Raw genomic sequence first — 18,376 nt, forward strand, 5'->3', positions numbered from 1 at the left:
GCCGAACCTCAGAGGTTCCTGAACGTGCGCGCCGACGGTCAGTGATTCCTGAGCGAACTCTCAGACGACGCTCAGGCGGGCGGGCCACCATGCGGACACGGCCGGATCGGACGCGCGAAGGGGAGGCACGGATGAGCGAGGCGAGGGACGGACACCGGCCAGGGCCGAGGAAACGGCTGCTGGTGGTCGAGGACGAGCCGAATCTCCTGGAGGTGCTGGCCGGAAGCCTTCGATACGCGGGGTTCGACACGGCCACCGCGGCGACCGGGCAGGAGGCGCTGACCGAGGCGAGACGCCGTCGCCCCGACGCCGTCGTGCTCGATGTGATGCTGCCCGACATGGACGGCTTCGAGGTCCTGCGCAGGCTGCGCGCCGACGCGCCCGTACCCGTTCTGTTCCTCACCGCCCGGGACGCCACCGACGACAAGATCCGCGGTCTGACCATCGGCGGTGACGACTACATCACCAAGCCGTTCAGCCTCGGTGAAGTAATCGCCCGTATTCACGCCGTGCTGCGCCGGCACCATGAATCCGGCGCCGCCCCGGCCGCCCGGCTGGCCTTCGCCGACCTCGAACTGGACCAGGAGACCTACGAGGTGTGGCGGTCCGGCGAGCGGATAGCCCTGTCGCCCACCGAGTTCAAACTGCTGCGCTACTTCATGGCGAACCCCGGCCGGGTCCTGTCGAAGGCTCAGATCCTCGATCACGTCTGGGACTACGACTTCCGTGGTGACGGCGGGATCGTCGAGACGTACATCCACGCGCTGCGCCGCAAGATCGGCGAACCACGGGCCCGGCTGATCCACAACATTCGCGGGATCGGCTACGTGCTGCGGCCGCCGTCATGAACCGGGGCCTTCTCGCGCGGACGTCCTTGCAGGTCAGGCTGGTCGCCGCCGTCCTCCTCCTCGTCACCGTGGCGCTCACCGCCATCAGCGCGGCGGGGGTCACGGTCCTGCACGGACAACTGCTCGCCAGGACCGACTCCCAGCTCGGAACGGTGACCGCCGACTACTTCCGCGCACCGGTCGGCGAGGGCCCGAAGGGGACATCGATGGGCTGGAGCACCGGCACCGGCCTCTTCCGGGTCCAGCAGCGGGACGCCGGCGGGAAGCCGGTGGAAGACGGCCGCACGGCGGACGCGACAGCCGGCCCCGACGTTCCCGAGGACGCGGCCTGGCTCGACGAGCACGCGGGTCGCCCGGTGACCGTGCCGGCGAGAGGCGGTGGCGGCGACTGGCGAGTCCTGGTACAGCCGCTGGCGGGGACATCGGGCTGGATCGTGGTCGCGGGGGCGCTCGGGGAGCTCAACGCCACCATCTCCAAGCTCGTCACCATCGATCTGACCGTGGGCGCACTCGTCCTGGCCCTGCTGGCCGCCGTCAGCATCGTGATCGTACGGGCGAGCCTGCGGCCGCTCATCAAGGTGGAGAGGACGGCGGCGGCCATCGCCGCGGGCGACCTGTCCCGGCGGGTTCCGGACCATCCACCGCGGACCGAGCTGGGCCGGCTCGGCCGGGCGCTCAACGGCATGCTCGCCCAGATCGAGGAGGCGTTCCTGGCGCGGGCCCGGTCGGAGTCGTCGGCCCGGCGCTCGGAGGAGCGGATGCGCAGATTCGTCTCGGACGCCGGACACGACCTGCGCACACCGCTGTCGGTCATCCGCGCCTGGGCGGAGTACGCCCACCACGGGCCCCGCCGGGATCGCGACGATCTCGAACGGATCCTGTCCACCGTGGGAACGGAAGCCACCCGGATGAGCGCACTGGTGGAAGATCTGCTGCTGCTCGCCCGGCTGGACCAGCAGCGCGCCCTGGAGCGGCACCCGGTCGACGTGCTCGCGCTGGCCGTCGACGCGGTACGCGATGCCCGGCTGCTCGCCCCCGAGCGGGACATCCGGCTCACGGCGGACGACCGTGCGGTCTACGTCGTCACCGGCGACGAGATCCGGCTGCGCCAGGTGCTGTCGAATCTGACCGGCAACGCCCTCACGCACACCCCGCCCGGCACACCCGTCTCGATCACCCTCGGGCCCGGTCACCTCGGCGAGGCACCCGCCCTGGTACTGGACGTCTCGGACCAGGGCCCCGGCCTCACCCCTGAGCAGACGGAGCGCGTCTTCGAACGCTTCTACCGCGTCGACACCTCACGAACCCGCCGCACCGGCGGCTCCGGGCTCGGACTCGCCATCGTGGCCTCACTGGCCGCCGCCCACGGAGGCACGGTGAGCGTGCGCAGTTCGCCCGGAGCGGGGGCGGCGTTCCGTGTCACCCTGCCGCTCGCGGACGCGGACCCGCCTCCGGACGAACCCGGCGAGCTGCCCGGCGCACCGGGCGGGCCGTATGCCGACGGTGACGACCGCGCCCCGGCACGTAAAGCACCGGCGGGTGAAGCACCGGACACCTGAACCACCGGCACGTAAAGCACCCGCGAGTGAAGCACCGGACACCTGAACCACCGGCTGGACAGCGGGAGAGAGGTGTGAGTGGCCCGGGAGTCGGGCCCCGGCGAGCGGCTCGGGCGGAACGAACGCGTCGTACGCGCGACCGGCGTGGCGGCCCGTCCGGCCGGACAGCTCACCGCCTCTTGAACTCCACCGGCCCGCCGTTCATCTCGATGGTGCCGTCCGGGTGGAGGACGGGCCGCCGTTCGGTCATGCGGGCGCTGTAGGCCTCGATGTGATGGATGGCCGCCCCGTCGGGGGCGCCGAAGTCGATGAGGGCGATGGCGACCCAGTAGCGGGTCTTGGTGTTCTCGAAGAGAGGAACGGTGACCGTGGAGCCGCGCCCGTCCGTGATGACGACCTTCGCGCCGAAGCTGCGGAACGAACCGAAGCCGTTACTGACGGCGGAGTACGCGCACAGCAGTACGTAGCCCTGCTCGTCGGGGCGGACGATGCGGACGGACTCACAGCCGGGGACGCGGGAATCGCCGTCGAGGCGGATGAAAGGGTGGCTCTTCAGCGAGCCGAGGCGCTTGTAGTAGACGACATCGGCGCCCTTCCCCTTCTTCGTCGCGGTCCGGGCCGCGCCCTTGGCCCCTGCGGGTCCGGTGGCGTCCCCGGACAGCCGGTGACCCGCGAGGATGTGACCGCGCGGGAATCCGGCCGACGGGACGGGCGTCGGCCGCGCACCGTGGCCGTCTGTGATCAGGCGGCGGGGCTCGGCCGTGCGTCCGGGCGGGGAGCCAGGATCGCGGAGGTCACCGCGCCGGACGACGCCATGACGTCGGCGAGGAAACGCAGGCGCCCGACGCCGAGCCGGCGCAGTGCCCGGCCGTGGTCGACGGCGACGACGAGGGAGGCCACGAGGAGGAGAAGCCGCCACGCGGCCATCAGCGGGCGGCGCAGGGGGCGGGGCAGATCGGCGACGGAGGTGTGCAGGCGTTCGCAGTGGAACGGTATGTGGCGCTGTTCGTCGGCCAGGATCCGGCCGGCCACCTCCGAGGTGAGCGAGTCGTCGGTGCCGTCCCGCAGAGCCCTGTAGTAACGCAGGGCCACGACTTCCGCGATCATCAGCACCAGCAGTTCCGTACGCAGGCCCAGGAGGCGCCGCAACCGTACGAAGGCCCGGTCACTCCAGTGGCTGTCCAGCGTGCGTACGCCGCCCGCGGCCAGGAGGCGGGCGAGGAGACGCGCGTGGTTCTGCTCCTCGGCGATGAACAGCCGTACCGCCCGCGCGTAGTCGGGGTCCCCGGCCCGGTCGGCCTTGGCCACCAGGTTGGCACCGTCACCGTCCTCGCCCATCTGGAAGAGCTGGATGCTGGGCCGGACCGCCGGATGCAGGTCGGCGCCCCGGCCCCAATCCGGGTCCCCCTGGGCATGCCTGCGCTCACGTTCGTCCTCGAACCGCCGTGTCCACTGGGCGAATCCATCCGCACGCACCCGATCTCCCCCCTGCCTCGTCGGCACACCCGCCGTGCCCCGGAGAAAGGGGACGCCCATGGGCAGCGAAACGTTCCAGCGCTGCGCGGGGCGGCTCCCCGCACGCGGACCTCGTCACTCTCCCTTCGAGCCGATCACAGGTCCATCCGTGGCACCCCCGGACATCGCCGGAGTGCCGCCCGCCCCGGCCCGCGCGGCTGTCCCAAGCTGGCGGGGCGATCGGGAAACGGCGGTGTCCACGAGGGCGGCGCCGATCGGCCCGCGGAGGAGGACCGGGTGAATCCATGGGCTGTCATCGCGGCGGGCGCGGTGGTCGGCGGATACGCGGCGGTCTCGCGCCGGTTGTCGACGACGATGGTCTCCGGGCCCATGGTGTTCGTGGCCTGTGGTCTGGTCATCGGCCCGCTGGGGCTCGATCTCATCGATCGTGCCGATGACGCGGAGATCACCCGTGTGCTGCTGGAAAGCGCTCTGGCACTGGTGCTGTTCACGGGAGCCGCGTCGGTCCGCCGACGGGACCTGCGCAGGGAGCGCTTGCTGCCGGTACGGCTCCTCACGGTGGGGCTGCCGCTCACCATGGCGCTGGGCTGGCTCGTGGCCTGGGCGGTACTGCCCGGTCTGAGCGTGTGGGAACTGGCCGTGATCGGCGTCATCCTCGCCCCCACCGACGCGGCCCTCGGACAGCAGGCCGTATCGGACGAACGCGTCCCCGCACTGGTGCGGCACGGGCTCAGTGTCGAGTCCGGCCTCAACGACGGCATCGCGCTGCCGTTCTTCCTGCTGGCTCTCGCGGCGGCCGGTGGCGGACAGCACGGTCATCAGGGCCCGCTCGCGGCCTTCTTCCTCGCCCTCGTGGCGAGCAGCGCCATCGGCCTGGCGGCCGGGTGGCTGGGCGCACGGGTCCTCGGCCGGTCCATGGCCCGGGGCTGGAGCACCCCGGCCTGGCGACAGCTTCTGGTTCTGGCGGTGCCCGCCACGGCGTACGCGCTGTGTGCCGTGGTCGACGGGAGCGGATTCATCGGGGCCTGGACCGCCGGGCTCGCCTTCGGCTCCGTCATGCGCGCCAAAACACCCGCCGGCCTTCCGCCCGCCTCCATTCCCCCTGAGGCCAGCTCCGGGGAGGCCCTACGCGACGAAGCCGTACGCGACGAGGTCGAGCTCAGCGACCGTCTCGGTGAGTTGCTGACCGCGCTGAGCTTCCTGATGTTCGGCGGGCTGATCCTCGGCCCCGCGCTCCAGCACGTCGACTGGCGGATGCCGCTGTACGCCGTGATCAGCCTCACCGTCATCCGGATGGTTCCCGTCGCCGTGGCTCTCCTGGGCACCGGCCTGCGCGCTCCCACCGTGGCCTACATCGGCTGGTTCGGCCCACGGGGGCTCGCGTCCGTGGTGTTCGGTCTCATCGCCTTGGAGGAGCGCCTTCCCGGAACGGAACTGCTCAGCGGTGTGGTCGCCGTGACCGTGGGGCTGAGCGTGCTCCTGCACGGGGCGTCGGCCGCGCTGCTCGGTTCCCGCTACGGCTCCTGGTACGCCGAGGCCCTGCGCCGCTCGCCGGACCTGCGGGAGCGAAGTCCCGTACCGTGACCGCTCCCCCGGTGTCTCCCCGTCGGGAGTGCGGATAAGGCCGCTGTAAGATCCATCAATAATTTGCGGGGCGCGGGCGCACGGCCGAGGGGGGTATTCGGCCGGGTAAGACGTCGTCGCGGCCCGCTTCCCGGTTTCTGGGGAGGGACCACCCTTTGGCTCGGTACATCCGTGCGCGCCGTTCCCGTGGGCGTACGACTCTGATCGCGGTGGCGCTCGTCGCGTCCGTCGTCGTCGCGTCTCCGGTCACACCGGCTGCCGCGACCGACGCAGGTGCCGCGGGCACCGGCGCGGCGAGCGGTGGCGGGACGGCCGCCCCCAGGACCACCGCGGCGGCGGCCGGTGCCGTGGGCGCCCCGCTGGAGATCACGCCGAACTGGCGGGATCTGCCGAGGGACGAGCGGATCGCGGCCGTCGGCACGAAGGGGTTCGTGCACGCGCCGGAGGACACCGTGGAGGGGACGAACGAGCCGCACCGGTGGACGGACTTCGAGACCGGGAAGAGCGTCGAGCTCGGGCACGGGGGCGGCAATGACCAGTTCGCCGAGTTCGGTACCGGTGGCGACTACGTCTACGGCGAGCACGGCGCCGGCCCGGCGTACATACGGAATGTGGTGACCGGCACCGAGCGCGAACTCGATCTGCCGCAGGGTGACAGATATGTCGGTCTGCTGGGCGACTCGGTTCTGGTGCAGCGGTATCTCGCGCCCGACGACTGGTCGGACACCAGCGGCTGGTATCTGCTGAAGGCCGGTGACCCCGCGGGCGCCGAGGTGGCGGTGACCGGCTGGCCCGCGGGCGCCGATCTGCACGGGGCGCGGCTGGTGGCCGGGGACGGCACCGAGGCCGTGGTGCGGTTCGACCTGAACAAGGACTCGTGGGACTTCACCGAGCTGGGGCTGATCGACCTCACGACCGGCCGGATGCGGCACATCGGCGCGAGCACGACCGACAACGGCGGGGTCTCCGCACCGGTCGCGGTCAGCCCGGACTCGATCGGCTGGATCGACCGCAACCGTCAGATGCATGTGCGCGAACGGGCCCGCCCGGAAGGGCCCGGGCAGACGTTCCCGCTGCCCGAGGGGATCGGTGTCCGGCGGATCGGCCTGGTCGACGGCTGGGTCCTCGCGTTCGGGGACGTCAGCGGCTCCGACGCGGCGCTGAAGCGGAATCTGATCGCGCTCTCCGTCGACGGGCAGCGCCGGCACACCCTGCTGGAGAAGGCGGACCTGGAGATCGCCCAGATGAGCAGCGGCGCGGCGGCCGTCGTCGGCGGTTCGTCGGCGACGGACTGGCGGCTGCTCCAGGTGGTCGCGGGCGCGGACGGCGGTGTGCCGCGGCTGGAGAAGCTCGGCACGGTGGCCCCTCTCCCGGCGAAGATCGACGCGTTCTCGCTGAACGCGGGCGTGCTGTCCACCGTGGAGCAGAGCGGCCCCGAGGGCGCCGGGTTCTACAACCGGGACCTCGCGCCGGGGCCCGCGCCCGACCGTGAGTCGGCTCCGGTCTGGATCGGCCGTGAGCAGGGGCGTCCGTACGACTACACCCCGTGCGGCCAGCACGCCTGCACGCGGCTGCTCGGCAGCGGCGACGGGCGCAGCGTCTACCAGGTCCGCAACTACGCGTCCTCGCAGGCGCAGGTGGAGATCGTCGGCCGGCGCTCGGCGCAGGAGCCCGACCGGGCGCTGACGGGGAACTTCGACGGCTTTCTCGTGGACTCCTTCGGCCGGTACGCGGTCTATCAGAGCGGCCGGGCCGCGTACCCGGGCACGGTGATCCCCGGCGAGAAGACGATCGTCGTCGACCTGGAGGCGAAGCCCGGCGCGTCCGTGGTGGTGCAGCGCGAGCAGACGGGGGCGGCGGTGTGGGGCACCACCCTGTACACCGGTACGGCCCCGGGTGTGGTCACCCGGACCGATCTGCCGAGCGGCCGGAACCTCGGCACGATCGCCACGGGTGCCGACGGAGATCTGGCGGAACTCCAGGTCGTGGGGCACTGGCTGTACTGGGCGAGCGGCGGATCCCGGCAGGGGGTCGTCGACCTGCGGTCCGGGGCGAGGATCGCGCTCCCGCGCGGCTACAGCGGCGGGCTGCTCGGTGACGGGTTCTTCGTGGACAAGCAGTCGGACATGCTGAGGATTCTCGACTTCCACAGCGGTACGGCGGTGACGCGGTACGTGGGCGGCTCCACCCCCGACTACGTACCCGGGGACCGGCGCCAGACCTGGACCGTCGACCGGTTCGGCGGCGCGATCGCGTACAGGACCCCGGACGGCACCCTCCGTGTCGTGCCGAGCGGAGTGCCCACCTCCGCCCTGGCCGCCGTACCGGTCGCGGTCCCGGCCGCCTTCCACACGGGAAGCGGCTGGAAGCCCTCGTGGTCGCTGTCCAAGCCCGCCGCGTCCTGGCGGCTCACCGTCAGGAACAGGGCGACCGGCGCCACGGTCCACACCGTCACCGGCGGTGAGACCCGTGGTGTCGCCGAGGCCGCCTGGAACGGCAGGGACGCGGCCGGCGGTCTCGTCCCGAACGGCACGTACGCCTGGACGCTGACGGGGGTCCCCGCCGACGGCCAGGGCGCCGGCCTGGTGGTCAACGGCACGGTGGACCTCGCCGGAGGGACCGCGGCCCACCGCGATCACGCCGGTGCGGCGGGACCCGACGGGGTGGCCGATCTGATGACGCTGAACGCGTCGGGTGTGCTCGCCTTCCGGCACGGGAACGGCGCCGGCGGCTTCACCGGGGCGACCACGGGCAGGATCTGGTCGTCCACGGCCGTCGCCGTGCCCTTCGGGGACATGAACGGCGACCGGTGCAACGAGGTGCTGGTGCGTCTCGGCGGTCAGTTGCGGGCCTACCGGCCCGGCTGCGGCAAGGGGCTGACGCCGTCGGCTCCGTACACCCTGCTGGGCACGGTGTGGGCGCAGTTCGACGTGCTGACGTCCCCCGGCGACCTGACCGGTGACGGGCGCCCCGATCTGATCGCGCGCCAGCAGAAGACCGGCGACGTCTATCTGTACGCGGACGACGGCAGGGGCGGGCTGAAGGCCCGGGGCAGGATCGCCGTGAACTGGAAGGGCTACCGGGCCGTGTTCGGCGCCGGTGACCTCAACGGTGACGGCATCGGTGATGTGCTGGCGGTGGACGCGGCCCACTCGCTGTGGCGGTTCAACGGCACGGCGGCGGGCACGCTGAAGCCGCGGGCCCTGGTGTTCGGCGCCAAGTGGGGCACGGGCCGCAACGCCTTCGTCGGAGCCGGCGATCTGAACAAGGACGGCAAGGCGGATCTGATCTCCCGGAACGCGGCCGGTGATCTGCTGCGCAACAACGGCAACGGCAGCGGGTCGTTCGGGTCCACGGCCAGGCTCGCTCCGGGCTGGCAGGGCTACAAGATCTTCTAGGGCGTGTTTCGAAAGTAGCGTCGTCCGCCCGGAGGGCGGGGCCTGCGGCGTCCGGTGCGTGCAATCGCAAGGCGGAGGGTCGCCCTCGTACTGGACGTACTTGGGCGATTCCGACAACGCAGCGAGGGGGTACCTCCCGGGCCGCCAGGCCCAGGGGGCGTGCGTGCTGGGCGTCACAGGCCAGGCGGGACTTTCGATACACGCCCTAGGGCCTCTCGTGGGGACGTCGACCGGGCGGTCGACGAGACGTTCGGGGCGTCTCCCGAGGATCGTGCCGGGCGGCAGGGCGACGGCGGGGGACCTGAGCCGTGGGCCTGGGGGATTTCGTCCCGGATGTCGTCGAGGACGCGGTCGAGGGCGCGACCTCGGAAACGGGCGGGCCGGTTACCGGGATCCGGACAGAGAAGTCGTGGTGATCGAGGACGGCGACGGCGGCACGGTCTTCACACCGCGGGGCGGAAAATCCTGGTGCGACGATGTTCTCGAATGATGGAGTGCGGAAGTGTCACGGGACACGAGGACGGCGGCCCTTTCCCCCGACGAGGTGCGGGCGGTCATGCAGGTGATCCACCAGGCGATGGAGCTGCGCGAGGAGACACTGGCCGGGATCGGCTGCCGTTCCGGCGACATCGCCGTCACCCGTGCCGTACTGCGCGAACTGAAACAACGCCTGAAAGCAGACGACGCCACCGCCGTCCGCTTTCTGACCGATCCGGCAATCCCGCCTTCGGATCCGCCTGTCATGGCGCCGGGCGCCGCCGGGGAAACGCTGGAGGTCAGGATCGCCCCGCACACGGGGCAGCTGTGGAAAGCCATGGGTGAACTGGCCTTCACGGCCTACGGGGAGCGGGAGTTGTTCTACCGCACCGGCCGCACCCACGAGGAACGGCAAACCGCTTGGGGTCTCTTCGTGTTCTCATGAGCGTGAGTCCTGTCCGTGGCGGCCGAAGGGCGCTTCGGACCTGATCACTCGCGGTGACACCTCGGCACGCCCTCTCCCGGCGGCGGCGTACGCATGGGTTCGCAGCGTGAGCCGGAGCGCGGCTCGGCCGGGGTCGCTCGGGCGGCGGAGGGGCCGGTGAACGGCCCGCCCCTGAGGGGTGGTTAGCGCTTGGCGCCGGTCCTGAAGACGCGGCGCGCCCACAGGTAGCCGACCAGTGAGAGCCCCGCGCACCAGGCGAGGCCGACGGCCGCGCTGCTGCCGATCTCGGTGCCGAGCCACAGGCCGCGCAGGGTCTCGATCACCGGGGTGAAGGGCTGGTACTCGGCGAACCAGCGCAGGCCGGCGGGCATGGAATCCGTCGGCACGATGGCGCTGCCGAGGAACGGGAGGAACGTCAGCGGCATCGGGATGTTGCTGGCGGTCTCCGCGTTCTTGGCGATCAGGCCGATGCCCGCGGAGAGCCAGGTGAGAGCCAGGGTGAGCACGGCGAGCAGGCCGATGGCGGCGACCCACTCGACGGGCGTCGCGCTGGGGCGGAAGCCCATCAGCAGGGCGGCGCCGATGACGAGCGTGATGCTGATCATCGTCTGGATCACACTGCCGACGACATGGCCGGTCAGGAACGAGGCCTGGGAGATCGGCATCGTACGGAAGCGATTGACGATGCCCTCGGTCTTGTCGAGGCACACGCTGATCGCCGTGGTCAGGGCCCCGGAGGTGGCGGCCATCAGGATGATGCCGGGCGCGAGGTAGTCGATGTAGTCGCCGCTGCCGGTGGGCAGGCCGCTGATGCCGGTGCCCAGGGCGCTGCCGAAGACGTAGTTGAACAGCAGCAGCATCGCGATGGGCATGATGACGACGGTGAGCGTCAGGGACGGGTAGCGCAGGGCCTTCTTGAGGTTGCGCCGCAGCATCGTCCTGGAGTCGCGGGCGGCGTAGGACAGGGTGGCCATCAGACGTTCTCCTCGGGCGATGCGACGGTGTCGGCGGGGCGGGGCTGACCGGTGAGGGTCAGGAAGACGTCGTCGAGGTCGGGGGTGTGCACGGTGAGCGACTCGGCCTGGACGTCGGTGGACTCCAGGACGTCGAGCACGGCCCGCAGGTTGGGGATGGAGCCGTCGCTGGGGATCTGCAGGGTGAGGGAGTCCTCGTCGCGCGTGGCGATGCCGAAGATGCCCGCGGCGGTGTCCAGAGCCCGGGCGTCGGCGAACCGCACCCGGATGTGGCCGCCGGGGATGCGCTGCTTCAGCTCGTCGGCGGTGCCCTCGGCGATCAGCCGGCCGTGGTCCAGCACGGCGATGCGGTCGGCGAGTTGATCGGCCTCTTCGAGGTACTGGGTGGTCAGGAAGATGGTCACGCCGTCGTCGGCGACGAGGCCCCGGATGATCTCCCACATGGTGCGCCGGCTGCGCGGGTCGAGTCCGGTGGTGGGCTCGTCGAGGAAGATGATCCGCGGATCGCCGACCAGGGTCATCGCCAGGTCGAGCTTGCGCCGCATGCCGCCGGAGAAGGTGACGGTGGTCTTGCCCGCCACCTCGGACAGGTCGAAGCGGCGCAGCAGTTCCTTCGCCCGCCGCTTGCCCTCCCGCCGGTCGAGGTGGCGCAGATCCGCCATGAGGAGCAGGTTCTCCTCGGCGGTCAGCAGATTGTCGACGGCCGAGAACTGGCCGGTGACGCCGATCGCGGAGCGCACCGCGTCGGCGGCCCGGGTCAGATGGTGGCCCCCGACCCGGGCCTCGCCCGCGTCGGCGTCGATGAGCGTGGAAAGGATCTCCACCGTGGTGGTCTTCCCGGCGCCGTTCGGCCCGAGCAGGGCGAAGACGGTGCCTTCGGCGATGCTCAGGTCGATGCCGTCGAGCACGACCTTGTCACCGTAGGACTTGCGCAGTCCGGTGACGCTGATCGCCGGCGCCGCCGCGTTCGGGGCGATCGGCGCGGATGTCCGGGGAGCAGTCATGCCGCTTTCCTTTCGGTGCTGGGGAGTCGGGGTACGCGGGGTCAGGCGCGGCGGACGGTGATGTCGCCGGCCGAGGTCCGCGCGTGCACCTCGGCGGTCTCGTCGGAGTCGGCGGGGCCGTCGGAGGAGCCGAGCGAATGGCGTACCGTGCCGAACTTGGTGTTCAGGTCGAGCCAGGCCGCGGTGCCCTCGTGGATGCCCACGTCGATGCCGCCGTGGGAGGCGCGCAGATCGACTCGGCCGCGGATCACGTCGCCGACGCGGATGCCGCCGTGGGAGGACATCGCGTCGACCCCGGCGTGGGCGGCGCCGATCTCGATCCGGCCGTTGGCGGACTTGGCGCCGACGCTGCCGTGCGCGATGCCCACGGAGATGTCTCCGTTGGCAGCGTTGGTCTTCAGGCCGCCGGTGACCTCGCCGATCTCGGTCGCGCCCATGCTGTTCTTGACGGTCGCCGCGCCCTCGACCGTGCCGATCGTGATCCGGCCCGCGCCGATGACTTCGACGTCCTTGGTCGAGCGGGCCAGGCGGATGTCGCCGAGGTCGGTCTTGAGGTCGCCGCCCGCCATCTCCTCCACCTGGAGGTCGCCGAGCGAGGTCTTGAGCGTGACCTCTCCGAGGCGGCCTTCGCAGAAGAAGCCGCCCATGCCCGTGGTGCCCCGGACATCCGACCCGGCGGGCAGTTCCACGCTCACCTCGATGCCGCCCGGCTTGCCGAACAGGGACCGCGTCCTGGGCATCTTGACCGTCAGGCGGCCGCCCGAGCAGGTGACCTGGGTCTGCTGCACGGCACGTACGTCCTTCTCGTCGGATCCGTCGCGCGGCAGCACCTCCACGACCGTGTCGGTGCGCTTGCCCGCGGTGATGCGGGCGGTGCCGACCTCCAGCTCGAAGGTGACGGAGATCGGTTCGGGGGTCTCGTAAGCAGGCATGGCTGTCCCGTCCTCTTGGCTTGGGTGGGTGATCCCGCCGGTGGGGCGGGTGATGAGTTACGTCGGCCGGATCGGCGATCCGCCGGTGAACAGTGCGCCGGGCCGGGCCGCTCTAGCGGACCCAGCCGGTGAAGCCCCGGCCGGCCGGGTCCTTGTCGCGGCCCGGCGAACTCACGCGCTCCCCGCTGTCGAGTGCGGTGGACACGGCCCGCACCAGCCAGGCGTTGACCGACAGGCCCTCCGCTGCCGCGGCGTTCTCGGCGCGGCTCTTGAGGTGGGCGGGGAGGCGGAAGTTGATCCGCGCCATGGCGCCCTCGTCGGCGTCCGCGGGCGGGGGTGGCGGCGCGGGTGCGGCGGGGGCCGTGACCGGCGCCCGCGCCTCCTGGAACGCCTCGGGTGCGGGCGGTGGCGTCACCACGAACTCGGGGTCGAGTCCGCGCAGCCGCACGTCGACCGAGCCGGGCGCCAGCTCCCGGGTGACCTCTCCCATGGCTGCGGACAGCGCGTTGAGCAAGGTGAGCCGGGCGGCGGACTCCAGGGGGGCGGTGAGCCGCTCGGCCAGGGCGCGGGCTTCGTCACCGCCGGCGTCCGCCGCGACGGCGAGTTCTTGCCGGAGGTTGTCGACATAGGGCGTGAGGTCCATGACGCCATCATGGCACACTCACGGCGCCATGGCGAGCCACATTGGCACTCTTCTTGGCGCATGCCCTTTGACCTGGGATTTTTCTGTCATCTTGGCGCGGCACAGTGGCACATCGGGACAGACAGGGCTTGCGATGGCGCGAGGATGATGCCATCGTGGCGCCATCCGAGGCGGCAGCTCTGGTGCCACAGTGGCGCCCCCTGGCGCCATCTCCGGAGCCGTTCCCTCTCCTCACCACCGCACCCCGCTCAGCCCTCTTCGTTCCGCTCTTCCGTTCCCACTGACAGGAGTCCCCGCCGTGGCTACCTTCCTCTACAAGCTCGGCCGTCTCGCCTTCCGGCGGCGATGGCTGATGGCGCTGCTGTGGGTGGTGATCTTCTGCGGTGCGGGCTTCGCCGCCTCCTCCGCGCAGACGCCTCCCGCCGACACCTTCTCCATGCCGGGCACGGAGTCGCAGAAGGCCTTCGACCTCCTTGAGGAGAAGTTCCCGGACGCGCGTGCCGACGGCGCCACCGCCCGCGTCGTGGTCCGCGCGCCCGAGGGCCGGAAGATCTCCGCCCCCGAGCAGAAGGCCCACGTCGCGGCGCTGGTCGCGCAGTTGAAGAAGTCCCCGCAGGTGGCCTCGGTGAGCGACCCGTTCATGACGAAGGCGGTGAGCGAGGACAGCTCCACCGCCTACACCATCGCCACCTACAAGGTCCCCGCCACCGAGGTCGGCGACACAGCGCACGACGCGCTCGACGACGCACTGGCCACGGCCCGGGCCGGCGGCCTGACCGCGGAAGCCGGCGGCGACGCCGTGAAGATCGACGCCGCGATGGGCGGCACCGGCGAGAAGATCGGCATCCTGGTCTCCGCCGTGGTCCTCGTCCTCACCTTCGGCTCGGTGATCGCCGCCGGGATGCCGCTGCTCACGGCCCTCATCGGCGTCGGCGTCGGCATCTCCGCGATCACGGCGCTCGGCGCCACCCTCGGTCTGTCCAGCACCACTTCGACCCTGGCGATGATGCTCGGCCTCGCCGTCGGCATCGACTACGCCCTGTTCATCGTCTCCCGCTACCGCGCCGAACTCACCGAGGGCCGCGACCGCGCCGACGCCGCGGGGCGGGCGGTCGGCACCGCGGGCTCCGCGGTCGTCTTCGCCGGGCTCACCGTCATCGTGGCCCTCGCGGGCCTGGCCATCGTGAACATCCCGATGCTCACCAAGATGGGCCTGGCCGCCGCGGGCACCGTCGCCGTCGCCGTACTCGTCGCCCTCACCCTCGTGCCCGCGCTGCTCGGCTTCGCGCCGGTCAAGGTCCTGCGCCGCCGGGACCGCAAGCGGTTCTCCGGCAAGCCGCTCAGCGCCCGCCAGGAGCGCAAGGCCGCCAAGCACGCCGAGAAGGACGCCCGGCGCAAGCCCAACCTCGGCTCCCGCTGGGCCGGTTACGTCCTGCGCCACCCCGTCGCCGTACTGCTCCTGGCCGTCGTCGGCCTCGGCGCGGTCGCCGTGCCCGCCGCCAGTCTGGAGCTGGGTCTGCCCGGCGAGGGCACCATGGCCCCCGACACCACCCAGCGCAAGGCCTACGACATGCTCTCGGAGTCCTTCGGCGCCGGGTTCAACGGGCCGCTGACGATCACCGTCGAGGGCCAGGACGCGGCGGCCGCCGCCCAGAGGGTCGGCGAGCGCCTCGCCGAGCGGGACGGCGTCGCCACCGTCACCCCGGCCACACCCAACGAGGCCGGCGACACCGCGATCCTCAGCGTCATCCCGACCACCGGTCCCACCGACGGCGCGACCGAGGACCTGGTCCGCTCGATCCGCGCCCTCGCCGACGGCTTCCGGGCCGACACCGGCGCGGAGGTGCTCGTCACCGGCCAGACCGCGATGTTCATCGACTTCTCGAAGACCCTGGACGACGCGCTGCTACCCTATCTCGCCCTGGTCGTCGGCCTGGCGTTCCTGCTGTTGATGGTGGTCTTCCGCTCCGTCCTCATCCCGCTCAAGGCGGCCCTGGGCTTCCTCCTCTCCGTGACGGCGGCGCTCGGCGCGGTGGTGGCGGTCTTCCAGTGGGGCTGGCTCGCCGATGTCTTCGGCATCGACCAGCCGAGCCCGATCATGAGCACGATGCCGATCTTCATGATCGGCGTCGTCTTCGGACTCGCCATGGACTACGAGGTGTTCCTGGTGACCCGCATGCGGGAGGCGTACGTCCACGGGGCGCGGCCCGCCGAGGCCGTCGTCACCGGGTTCCGCTACAGCGGCCGGGTGGTCGCCGCGGCCGCCGCCATCATGATCAGCGTGTTCTCCGGCTTCATCGTGGAGGACAACGACTTCATCAAGATGATCGGCTTCGGCCTCGCGGCCGCGGTGCTCTTCGACGCCTTCATCGTCCGCATGACGATCGTGCCCGCCCTGTTCGCCCTGCTCGGCAGGAGCGCCTGGTGGCTGCCGCGCTGGCTCGACCGGCTGCTTCCCGACCTCGACGTCGAGGGCGAGAAGCTCTCCCGCACGGCTCCGGCCGGGCGGGTGGCGTCTCCGAGCCGCGCACATGAACTGGTCGACTAGCCAGGAGGCTTGGGACCGGGTCGACGGGGGTTCGCGGACCGCCGGACGTGGCTGAGCATCACGCTCCCACCCGGCTCCGCCCGGTCGGGCCGCCGGCCTCCGCCGCCTCCGGGAAAGTCCTGTAGGGCCCGGCCGGCTCACCCCGGTCCGGGCCCTACCGCGGGTTCAGGAACCTCCGAGCCCACCCGCCGTGCCCGGCCCGTGCGCCGAAACCCTCGGCACAAGCGGGAACATCGCGGCGAGGACGACGGAGACGGCGTCGCCCCTGCGACGGCTGACGCGGCGACGAACAGGCTGAGGCGGTATTCCCGTCCCGGTGGTCGGGTCCCCCGGCACTCAGTAGCCTCGGAGCCGAACGGGAGCGAGGTGAGCGGGTGCCCGGATCGGCGCGGGCCAACTGGCGTGAAGCGGACTGCGTACGGTGCGCGGGGGCGGTGGCGGCCGGGGCCGGGGTGCTGCTGTGGAGCCGGTCGGGGAGCTGGGTGACGTATCACCCGGAGCACGCGCCGGAGGCCGAGCCGGGTGGCATGACCTCGGACGTCGAGGCGCTGCGGGTGAACGAGTGGGACGGGGAGTGCGAGGTGTGCGGCGGCCCCGTGGCGGCCCGCGCCGGGGTGCTGGTGCTCGCCCCGCCCGGGCACGGACGCGGGAAGTGGCGCGTGGCCCACCGCGAGCACGTCCGCGAGGCCGCGCCGCCGCCGAGGGGCGGGCACAACGGCTGGCACCGCGGGCCCCTGATGGCGTTCGACATCGCCACGACGGGCAACCGCTACGGCGTCGACCGGATGCTCGGCGCGGCGGTGCGGGTCACCGACGGGCCCGGCCGGTGGTGGCTGATCGACCCCGGCCCGGAGGAGGTGTCCGTCTCGCCGCGCAAGACACATCGCATCACGGTGGAGGAGGCGCGCGCCGAGGGGGTGCCGGCCGCCCGGGCGCTCGACGAGCTGGCGGATGTGCTCGCCGGTCGTCTGTCGGCGGAGGAACCGCTGGTGGTCTGGTACGCCCCCTTCGTTCTGACCACCCTGGAGGCGGAGCTGCGGCGCCATGGGCTCGCCTCCCTCGCCGATCGCACCCCGCACGGCGTCTCCCCTGTCTGCGACCCCCTCGTACTGGACCGGCACGCCGACCCCGACCGCCGGGGCGGGCGCTCCCTGGAGGCCGTGACCGAGTGGTACGGCGTACCGCACGGCTCCCACCGGGCGCCGTACGACCACCCCGGCGACCCGCGCTGCGACGCCGAGGCCGCCCTGGCCCTCGCGTCTGTCGTCGGCGCCTGTTTCCCGGGTGTAGGACGGCTGTCGGGTCCGGTGCTGCACGCGAAACAGACTCGCTGGCACAGGGACCGGCAGGGGCAGATCCGGGGCGGGAAGTCCGGTGCCGGGGTGGAGACCTGGCCCCTCGATCAACCCGTCGAAGTGCTGCCCTGGCGGGACCACGATGCCGGGTAGGGCACGTACGGCACCCGGGGCCCGATCCCACCGTGCCGGTGTCTCCGACGGACCGGGGCGCACGCGGACCCCCTCCTGAACGGCACGAACGTGGTCACGGCGGTGGCAGAACGGGGTACGGCCCGGGCGTCGACGGGCCCACGTGGGCAGGAACGGCGGCGGACAGCCGCCGGGTCGGCGGGCCCGGGCCGGGGCGCGTGGGGTCAGGCGCGAGGGGGCGGGGGCTCAGGCTTCGGGGAGAAGCGTCGCCGGGGTGCCCGCGCGGGAGGTGATGTGGGGCGGGGGCGGGGTGTCGTCCGGGAGGGCGGGGTCGGGTACCGGTTCGCCGAAGGACAGGGTCATGGGGAGGGTGCCGGCCCAGATGCCGAGGGCGGCGTCGGGGCCGTCGCCGTCGTCCGGGGGGCCGGTGCGGACCTTGACGGACGCCTCGTCCAGGGACAGGGCGAGCAGCGCGGTGGCGGCCAGTTCCTTACGGCTGGGGCGGCGGGCGTAGTCCCACTGGCCCGGGGTGGCGTGCTCGGTGAGGCGGCGCAGACCCGCGAGTTTCTCCTCGGGGTCGGTGACGAGGCGCGGGGTGCCGTAGATCATGGCGCTGCGGTAGTTCACCCCGTGCTCGAACACCGAGCGGGCGAGGACGAGTCCGTCGACGTGGGTGACCGTGACGCACACCGTCGCGTCCGGCGAGGCGACCAGGCTGCGGCTGGCCACCGAGCCGTGGAAGTAGAGGGTGTGCCCGTCGGTGCCGTAGACGGTCGGCACGACCATGGGGTGTCCGTCGACGACGACCCCGAGGTGGCACAGAAAGCCGGCGTCCAGGATCGCGTCGAGGGCGGCACGCTCCCCGCGTCCCTGCTCCCGCAGGCGGCGGTGGCGGGTGCGGTCGGTCTCGGACAGCCGGGTCGGCCGTGGGCTCTGCTTCACATCGGCTCCTGCGACGGGCCCCGGGGGCAGGTGCCGGGGTTCGGGGTTCGGCGGTTTCCGGGTCGGGGGCAGGCACCGCAGCCGGAGACCTCCCCGGCTGCGGGGTCGGCGCCCCAACT

The 18,376-nt window shown here is 72.1% G+C and carries 13 protein-coding genes; 7 read left to right on the forward strand and 6 right to left on the reverse strand.

The features are described 5' to 3' along the window. The first annotated feature begins 131 nt into the window (after window positions 1–131). Window positions 132–848, forward strand: coding sequence for a response regulator transcription factor (locus ACFYT4_RS06050; RefSeq protein ID WP_389265702.1), 717 nt, complete (start codon window positions 132–134; stop codon window positions 846–848). Beyond that, the gene (locus ACFYT4_RS06055) at window positions 845–2,407 is read left to right on the forward strand and encodes a sensor histidine kinase (RefSeq protein WP_389265704.1); all 1,563 of its coding nucleotides are present in this window, start codon (window positions 845–847) and stop codon (window positions 2,405–2,407) included. The genes ACFYT4_RS06050 and ACFYT4_RS06055 overlap by 4 nt, the downstream gene beginning before the upstream one ends. A 741-nt stretch (window positions 2,408–3,148) precedes the next feature. Here the strand turns inward: ACFYT4_RS06055 and ACFYT4_RS06060 are convergent. Beyond that, window positions 3,149–3,883, reverse strand: coding sequence for a ferritin-like domain-containing protein (locus ACFYT4_RS06060; RefSeq protein ID WP_389265706.1), 735 nt, complete (start codon window positions 3,881–3,883; stop codon window positions 3,149–3,151). A 276-nt stretch (window positions 3,884–4,159) separates the two neighbouring features. On the opposite strand from ACFYT4_RS06060, the gene ACFYT4_RS06065 reads away from it, so the two are divergent. The 3 genes from ACFYT4_RS06065 to ACFYT4_RS06075 all read left to right on the forward strand — a co-directional run bounded on the left by ACFYT4_RS06065 (window position 4,160) and on the right by ACFYT4_RS06075 (window position 9,787). Beyond that, window positions 4,160–5,467: a cation:proton antiporter gene (locus tag ACFYT4_RS06065; RefSeq protein WP_389265708.1), complete on the forward strand. Its 1,308-nt coding sequence runs from the start codon at window positions 4,160–4,162 to the stop codon at window positions 5,465–5,467. A 155-nt stretch (window positions 5,468–5,622) separates the two neighbouring features. Further along, on the forward strand, window positions 5,623–8,865 hold the full coding sequence (locus ACFYT4_RS06070) for an FG-GAP-like repeat-containing protein (RefSeq protein ID WP_389265710.1): 3,243 nt from the start codon (window positions 5,623–5,625) through the stop codon (window positions 8,863–8,865). Between the two features lie 556 nt (window positions 8,866–9,421). Further along, window positions 9,422–9,787 (forward strand): hypothetical protein, encoded by a 366-nt coding sequence (locus ACFYT4_RS06075; RefSeq protein WP_389265711.1) that lies wholly within the window; start codon window positions 9,422–9,424, stop codon window positions 9,785–9,787. Window positions 9,788–9,969: 182 nt separating this feature from the next. Here ACFYT4_RS06075 and ACFYT4_RS06080 read toward each other — a convergent pair whose 3' ends face one another. From ACFYT4_RS06080 to ACFYT4_RS06095, 4 genes are all read right to left on the reverse strand, one after another. Continuing rightward, window positions 9,970–10,761 (reverse strand): ABC transporter permease, encoded by a 792-nt coding sequence (locus ACFYT4_RS06080; protein ID WP_389265713.1) that lies wholly within the window; start codon window positions 10,759–10,761, stop codon window positions 9,970–9,972. Further along, window positions 10,761–11,765, reverse strand: a complete 1,005-nt coding sequence (locus tag ACFYT4_RS06085; RefSeq protein ID WP_389265715.1) for an ATP-binding cassette domain-containing protein — start codon at window positions 11,763–11,765, stop codon at window positions 10,761–10,763. Before ACFYT4_RS06085 ends, ACFYT4_RS06080 begins: the two co-directional genes overlap by 1 nt. A gap of 41 nt (window positions 11,766–11,806) precedes the next feature. Next, window positions 11,807–12,697 carry a DUF4097 domain-containing protein gene (locus tag ACFYT4_RS06090; RefSeq protein ID WP_389265717.1) on the reverse strand — a complete coding sequence of 297 codons (891 nt, stop codon included), beginning with the start codon at window positions 12,695–12,697 and terminating at the stop codon, window positions 11,807–11,809. Between the two features lie 112 nt (window positions 12,698–12,809). Then, entirely contained in the window at window positions 12,810–13,340 is a 531-nt protein-coding gene (locus ACFYT4_RS06095; RefSeq protein WP_389265719.1) for a toxin-antitoxin system HicB family antitoxin, read from the reverse strand. Between the two features lie 298 nt (window positions 13,341–13,638). Between ACFYT4_RS06095 and ACFYT4_RS06100 the strand changes: the two genes are divergently transcribed. Then, window positions 13,639–15,888: an MMPL family transporter gene (locus ACFYT4_RS06100; RefSeq protein ID WP_389265722.1), complete on the forward strand. Its 2,250-nt coding sequence runs from the start codon at window positions 13,639–13,641 to the stop codon at window positions 15,886–15,888. Window positions 15,889–16,262: 374 nt separating this feature from the next. After that, a complete protein-coding gene (locus ACFYT4_RS06105; protein WP_389265724.1) occupies window positions 16,263–17,336 on the forward strand; it encodes a hypothetical protein in 1,074 nt (357 codons plus the stop codon). A 225-nt stretch (window positions 17,337–17,561) separates the two neighbouring features. On the opposite strand, the gene ACFYT4_RS06110 is transcribed toward ACFYT4_RS06105, so the two are convergent. Beyond that, window positions 17,562–18,257, reverse strand: coding sequence for a pyridoxamine 5'-phosphate oxidase family protein (locus ACFYT4_RS06110; RefSeq protein ID WP_389265726.1), 696 nt, complete (start codon window positions 18,255–18,257; stop codon window positions 17,562–17,564). Window positions 18,258–18,376: the final 119 nt, after the last annotated feature.

Origin of the sequence: Streptomyces sp. NPDC004609 (assembly GCF_042873655.1) — a bacterium.
Classification (GTDB): domain Bacteria; phylum Actinomycetota; class Actinomycetes; order Streptomycetales; family Streptomycetaceae; genus Streptomyces.

Excerpts from the sequence above, each read along its gene's own strand:
- ACFYT4_RS06050 (WP_389265702.1), top strand. The coding sequence starts at position 132 with ATGAGCGAGGCGAGGGACGGACACCGGCCAGGGCCGAGGAAACGGCTG.
- ACFYT4_RS06055 (WP_389265704.1), top strand. The coding sequence starts at position 845 with ATGAACCGGGGCCTTCTCGCGCGGACGTCCTTGCAGGTCAGGCTGGTC.
- ACFYT4_RS06075 (WP_389265711.1), top strand. The coding sequence starts at position 9,422 with ATGCAGGTGATCCACCAGGCGATGGAGCTGCGCGAGGAGACACTGGCC.
- ACFYT4_RS06080 (WP_389265713.1), bottom strand. The coding sequence starts at position 10,761 with ATGGCCACCCTGTCCTACGCCGCCCGCGACTCCAGGACGATGCTGCGG.
- ACFYT4_RS06085 (WP_389265715.1), bottom strand. The coding sequence starts at position 11,765 with ATGACTGCTCCCCGGACATCCGCGCCGATCGCCCCGAACGCGGCGGCG.
- ACFYT4_RS06090 (WP_389265717.1), bottom strand. The coding sequence starts at position 12,697 with ATGCCTGCTTACGAGACCCCCGAACCGATCTCCGTCACCTTCGAGCTG.
- ACFYT4_RS06095 (WP_389265719.1), bottom strand. The coding sequence starts at position 13,340 with ATGGACCTCACGCCCTATGTCGACAACCTCCGGCAAGAACTCGCCGTC.